This window comes from Acidimicrobiales bacterium, from assembly GCA_036491125.1.
GTDB lineage: Bacteria > Actinomycetota > Acidimicrobiia > Acidimicrobiales > AC-9 > AC-9.
On sequence record DASXCO010000212.1, the window covers coordinates 1 to 5,741 of the forward strand.

The 5,741-nt window shown below is 70.0% G+C and carries 7 protein-coding genes; 4 read left to right on the forward strand and 3 right to left on the reverse strand.

Annotated elements, in window-relative coordinates; all coding sequences use genetic code 11:
• A partial coding sequence (locus VGF64_16905) for a thiolase domain-containing protein (GenBank protein HEY1636441.1) occupies positions 1–946 on the forward strand: 946 nt, incomplete at its 5' end.
• 8 nt (positions 947–954) lie between these two features.
• On the forward strand, positions 955–1,860 hold the full coding sequence (locus VGF64_16910) for an alpha/beta hydrolase (GenBank protein HEY1636442.1): 906 nt from the start codon (positions 955–957) through the stop codon (positions 1,858–1,860).
• A 31-nt stretch (positions 1,861–1,891) separates the two neighbouring features.
• Here the strand turns inward: VGF64_16910 and VGF64_16915 are convergent, their stop codons facing one another.
• The 3 genes from VGF64_16915 to VGF64_16925 form a co-directional block, all read right to left on the reverse strand.
• Positions 1,892–2,560, reverse strand: a complete 669-nt coding sequence (locus VGF64_16915) for a hypothetical protein (protein ID HEY1636443.1) — start codon at positions 2,558–2,560, stop codon at positions 1,892–1,894.
• Between the two features lie 157 nt (positions 2,561–2,717).
• Positions 2,718–3,641, reverse strand: a complete 924-nt coding sequence (locus VGF64_16920; GenBank protein ID HEY1636444.1) for a TIGR03560 family F420-dependent LLM class oxidoreductase — start codon at positions 3,639–3,641, stop codon at positions 2,718–2,720.
• 9 nt (positions 3,642–3,650) lie between these two features.
• On the reverse strand, positions 3,651–4,367 hold the full coding sequence (locus tag VGF64_16925) for a TetR/AcrR family transcriptional regulator (GenBank protein HEY1636445.1): 717 nt from the start codon (positions 4,365–4,367) through the stop codon (positions 3,651–3,653).
• A 135-nt stretch (positions 4,368–4,502) separates the two neighbouring features.
• Between VGF64_16925 and VGF64_16930 the strand changes: the two genes are divergently transcribed.
• Complete coding sequence (locus VGF64_16930; GenBank protein HEY1636446.1) at positions 4,503–4,883, forward strand: PPOX class F420-dependent oxidoreductase; 381 nt, start codon at positions 4,503–4,505, stop codon at positions 4,881–4,883.
• 76 nt (positions 4,884–4,959) lie between these two features.
• A partial coding sequence (locus tag VGF64_16935; GenBank protein HEY1636447.1) for a hypothetical protein occupies positions 4,960–5,741 on the forward strand: 782 nt, incomplete at its 3' end.

Genomic DNA, 5,741 nt, shown 5'->3' on the forward strand with positions numbered 1-5,741 from the left:
CCTCGGAGCCGTGGGCAAGCCCATGATGCGGGTGCACACCGCTGGGAGCGTCGGTGGGTCCACGGCCCTGGTCGCCGCCAGCCTGGTGCAGGCCGGGATCCACCGCCGGGTGCTCACGGTCGCCTACGAGAAGCAGTCCGAGTCCGATGCCATGTGGGCGCTGTCCCGGCCGCTTCCGTTCGCGCCCCCGACACTGGCCGGCGCCGGCGGCTACTTCGCTCCCCTCATCCGGGCCTATATCCGTCGCTCGAATGCTCCCGACCACGTCGGGATCATGGTGGGGGTCAAGGACCGCGAGAACGCCCTCCGCAACCCGTATGCCCACCTCCACCTCGAGGACATCAGCTTCGAGAAGGTGGCCGAGTCGCCCATGCTGTGGGACCCGATCCGCTACCTCGAGACCTGCCCGTCGTCCGACGGCGCCTGCGCCATGGTGCTCGCCGACGAGGCCATCGGCGATGGATCGCCCAGCCCGCCGGCCTGGATCCACGGCACCGCCATGCGCAGCGAGCCGACGATGTTCGCGGGAAGGGACGCCGTGAATCCCAGGGCGGGCCGAGACTGCGTCGCCGACCTCTACGGCCAGGCCGGGATCACCGAGCCCCGCCGCCAGATCGACGTGGCCGAGATCTACGTACCGTTCAGCTGGTACGAGCCCATGTGGATGGAGAACCTGGGGTTCGCGGCCGATGGCGAGGGCTGGAAGATGACTGACGACGGCAGCACCTCGTTCCAGGGGGACCTTCCGATCAACCCCTCCGGCGGCGTGTTGTCGTCGAACCCCATCGGGGCCTCGGGCATGATCCGCTTCGCCGAGGCCGCGATGCAGGTCCGGGCCCAGGCTGGTGAGCACCAGGTCGATGGGGCCCGGCTGGCCCTGGGACATGCCTACGGCGGGGGCTCGCAGTTCTTCGCCATGTGGCTGGTGGGGGCGGCGAAACCGTAGGTGGGCGCGTGACCTACGACGAGATGGGGCTGTTTCGCGAGAACGCCGACGAGGCGGGGCTGGAGTGGAAGGGCCCGCCCGCCGTGGTGCGCCGGGACGTCGAGGTGGCCGACGGTCGGCAGGTGAGCGCGTTGGTCTGGGGCAGGGGCGACCCCGACCTCGTCCTCCTGCACGGAGGTGCGCAGAACGCCCACACTTGGGACACCGTCGCCCTCGCCCTGGACCGGCCGCTGGTGGCCATCGACCTCCCGGGGCACGGCCGCTCCGACTGGCGCGAGGACCACCAGTACTCGCCCGCATGGCTCGCCGACGACGTGGCCATGGCGATTGGCGAGCTGGCACCTCGCGCGGCGGCAGTGGTGGGGATGTCGCTGGGCGGGCTCACGGCGATCAGTCTTGCCGCCCGCTACCCGGCGATGGTGCCGCGACTGGTCCTGGTCGACGTCACGCCGGGCGTCGATCGGGCCAAGGCCGAGCCCATCATCGCCTTCGTCTCCGGGCCCGAGCGCTTCGCCAGCTTCGACGAGATCCTCGACCGCACGGTGCAGCACAATCCCACCCGCTCCGTGTCGTCGTTGCGACGGGGCATCCTCCACAACGCCCGTGAGCTTCCCGACGGGTCGTGGGAGTGGCGCTACGACCGGGTGCGGGGCTCGTTGTCGGACGGAGTTCTGCCCGACGTGACGAACCTCTGGGACGAGCTCGGGTCCGTAGCCGTTCCGCTCCTGCTGGTGCGGGGGGGCACTTCGGGTGTCGTGAGTGACGAGGACGTGGCCGAGTTGCTCCGTCGCCGGCCGGCGGCCGAGGTGGTCGTGGTGGATGGCGCCGGCCACAGCGTCCAGGGCGACCGGCCCATGGAGCTGGCCGGCATCATCGCCGGCTTCCTCGACCGGCCCCAGTCGTCGAGGTCGTAGTCCGCCGCGATGTGGGCGCCGTGGCCGTTGACTAGTCCTCGGGCACCCGCTGGGGCCCGAGATAGCGCTCCAGCTCCTCCACGTTGCCCCGCACGTGGTTCAGGTCTTCGAGCAGAGACCGCCGCTGGCCGTCGACGCGATCCCGCTGGGACCTGACCTCCTCGACGCGACCCTGCTCTTCGTTCCATGCGGCGCCGGCCCGTTCCTCGGCCATCGCCCTGCCCTGCTCGAGGAACAGATCGACCTGCTGGTGGGACTCCAGCCTCATCCTGCCGGCTGCATCCTGGTCGAAGCGGGCCGCCTCGGAGATCTTCGCCGCCTGAGCCTCGGCCGCCGCCAGCATCTCGGCCCCCTCCCGTTCGGCCGCCTGCTTCTCCGCCTTGGCTTCGTTCTCCATCCTGATCATCAGCTCGTGGGCGTCGTCGGACGTCACGCGGAGTATCTGATCGGTGACGTCGTGCAGCCACTGGACCGACTCGGGTGGGCCGTTGACGCTGCGGTGCTCGAGCTCGGCGACCTTGGCCTCGAGGACCTGGGCCTGGTGCTCGGCCTTGGCCAGCTCGGCATCGATGTCGTGTAGTCGAGCCTGGAATTCGACGGCAGTGCGGTCGTTCTCGAGGAGGCGGGCGTCAACCTCGTCGCGGTCGTACCCGCGAGCAGCCACCCGGAGACGGACCCGAGAGGGACCGTCTTCGGTCATGGGAGCCTCGCTGATGCACGCCTCCCCAGCCTCAGACACATTGGCTAATTCCTACACCTCCAGGGATCGGCCAGGCAAACTGGGCGCGGGGGCCTGCTCCGACGGGGCGAGACCCCCTTGAGGCCGTCAGGGGTGCTGGCTACGGCCCCCACCCCTGTCAAGAGGCTGAGGGCGCGAAGTGGACGGCCACCTCGTTCCAGAACAGTGCCAGGGTGTCGCGGGCGCGATCGGGCGGGCCCATGGTCCAGTCCGGGATGATGAGCTCGTCGACTCCCGCCTGTTGGTACTCCCCGACCTGATCGGCGACCTCGGCGGGCGTCCCGACGAGGCGGGGGCGCGCCGAGTCGCGCTCGCGGTGGCGCTTCAGCCAGCTCTCGTCGCTGCTGAGGTAGAGGAGCGCCTGGGTCGAGCGGGCGATCGTGGCGGGGTCGCGGCCCAAGCTCTCGCAGTGACGGTCGAGCACCGCTGACTTGTGGCGGAAGACATCCGTCGTCGCCCAGGAGTTCCACTCGTCGGCGAAGCGGGCGGCGATGCGCATCGTGCGGCGCTCGCCCCGGCCTCCGACGAGGAGCGGAAGCCGTCCCGACACGGGCTTGGGCTCACACGGTGCTGCGGTGAGCCGGTAGTGGCGGCCGTCGAAGGTCGTCGTCGGATTGTGCAGGAGCGACGTGATGACCTCGCAGGCCTCCTCGAGCTTGTCGAGGCGGGTCCCCACGTCGGGGAGGTCGATCCCGTAGGCGGCGTGCTCGTTGACCTGCCAGCCCGCCCCGAGACCCAGCACGAATCGGCCTCCGCTCACGTGGTCGACCGTCACCGCTGCATTGGCGAGGACCGCCGGATGGCGGTACAGGTTGCCGGATACCAGCGTTCCGACCCGAAGACGGTCGGCGCGCGCCGCCAGCGCGGCGACGAGCGCCCAGCTCTCCAGCACCGGGCCGGGCAGGGGATGGCCGTCCGGATCGTTCGGCATGAAATGATCGGCCACGTAGGCGCCGTGCCAACCGGCTCGATCGCAGCCCACCACCACGTCGAGGATGTCGGCCCAGGGGCGCTCCGGGTTCGGCCACACACTGAACCGCACCGACCCAGGCTACCGGGACGGGTCGTCTGCTCCGGGCTGGTCGCCTGCTCCGGGCTCCATGGCGCGCAGGTCCTCGAGTGTGAGCGACGGACCGCTGAGCTCGTCGGCCCGTGCTTCTGCCGTCGCCAGCCCCCCCACGAGCAGGTCGAGATGACGATGGGCGAGCTCCTCGTTGATGTGGCGCGGGAACGTCCCCGGCAGTGGACGCGAGATGCGGATGATCATCAGTCCGATGTCGCCGAACGTCACATCCGGACGGAGACTGCCCTCGGCGTGGGCGGCGTCGACGATCTTCTCGAGCGGCGCGGCCGCCTCCTCGCGGGCTCGCAGCATCTCCTCGTCCTCGAAGGTGAGCTGACCGAGCAGGGCGGGGATCACGGCGGCGATCCGCAGGTCGATGGCCCCGTGCATGTACCGGACCAGGGCAGAGAGGGCGTCGGGCTCCTCGGCCCGGGCCAGACGAGCCTGGTGACCCACCCGGCCCAGCGCGTCGAGCACGACGGTGCGCATCAGGGACTCACGGTCGGGGAAGCGCCGGTACAGCGTGGCGATGCCCACGCCGGCGCGACGGGCGATCTCGTCCAGTGGCGCTCCCGGTCCCTGCTCGACGAACACGTCGCGGGCGGCGGCCAGGACCTGCTCCCGATTGCGCCTCGCGTCGGCCCGAAGCGGGCGACCGTCACCTAGCGGACCAGACGCTGCCGCCAGCCCCGCCTGCTGCTTCACGAGGGCCAGGCTAGCCGTATCTGGAGGGAATAGCTCCAGATCGGAGGCGTTGTCGGTCGAATGTGTAGGCAATCCCTCCGCTAGCTGTGGCAGCGAAGGCCCATGCACACGCAATCACCAGGAGGTGACATCGAGATGACGATGTCAGATGAGCTACGAGATCAGCGGACGGTCCTGCTCACCACCTACCGCCGGGACGACAGCCCGGTGGGGACGCCAGTCAACGTCGCCGTGGGTGACGGGCACGGCTACTTCCGGACCTGGGACACGTCGGGCAAGGCCCGGCGCCTGGCCCGCCAGCCGAAGGTGGCCGTCGCCCCCTCGACACCTCGAGGCACGCAGAGCGGCCCGACGGTCACCGGAACAGCTCGTCTGCTCACGGGCGAGGAGGCACGCGCCGCGGGAAAGCTGATCGATCGCAAGTACCCGATCGTGCAGCGCATCCTGGTGCCGATGGCGCACCGGCTGCGGCGGGTGAAGACCGTCCACTACGAGCTCACCTTCGACGAGGGATGACGGGGCGGCCGGCGCTGCCGCTCCAAGCCGTGGCGCCCCGACGCCTGCGTCGGCACGAGTCGTAGAGTCGGCGAACGTGTTCGCTACCCGATTGACGCGCGCCACCGTGGTCGTGTCGGCCCTCGCCTGGGTGGCCGCACTGGCCTCGAGCTGCGGCGGCTCCTCGTCGGCCTCGTCCGCCTCGTCGACGAGCCCGACGAGCGTCACGTGGATGTCAGGCTTCGCTGCTCCCGGCACCCCCGCCAAGTACAACCAGGTCGGTGTCATCAAGGTCGGGCCCAGCAGCGCCAAGAACGTGCTTGTCCTCGAGCCGGGGACGTCTGCCGGCAGCGCCTACTTCGTTCCTCTCGCCAAGTGGATCGTCTCCAAGGCGAGCGGCTGGCAGGTGTGGTCCGTGGAGCGGCGGGAGAACCTGCTCGAGGACCAGTCGGTGCTGAACCTCTTCAAGCAGGGCAAGGTCAACGACACCCAGCTCTACGACTACTACCTCGGCTACCTCAAGGACCCCAGCATCACGCCACACATCAAGATGGTCCCGAACTCCTCGGTCGGGTTTGCCACCCAGTGGGGCATGAACGTCGCCGTCGAGGATCTCCACAACGTGATCACGGCGGCAAAGAGGCTGGGAGGCAAGGTGGTGCTCGGCGGCCACTCGCTCGGCGGATCGGTGGTCACCGCCTACGCCACGTGGAACTTCGGCGGCCGGGCCGGAGCCGACGACCTGGCGGGCCTGGTCTACATCGACGGCGGGAGCAGCCCGACGCCGGTGAGCGCCCAGCAGGCGACCCAGGAGGTGCAGGCGCTCGCCGTCCCCAATGCCAATCCCTGGCTGGCTTTCGGCGGGATCGCCGCGCCCTT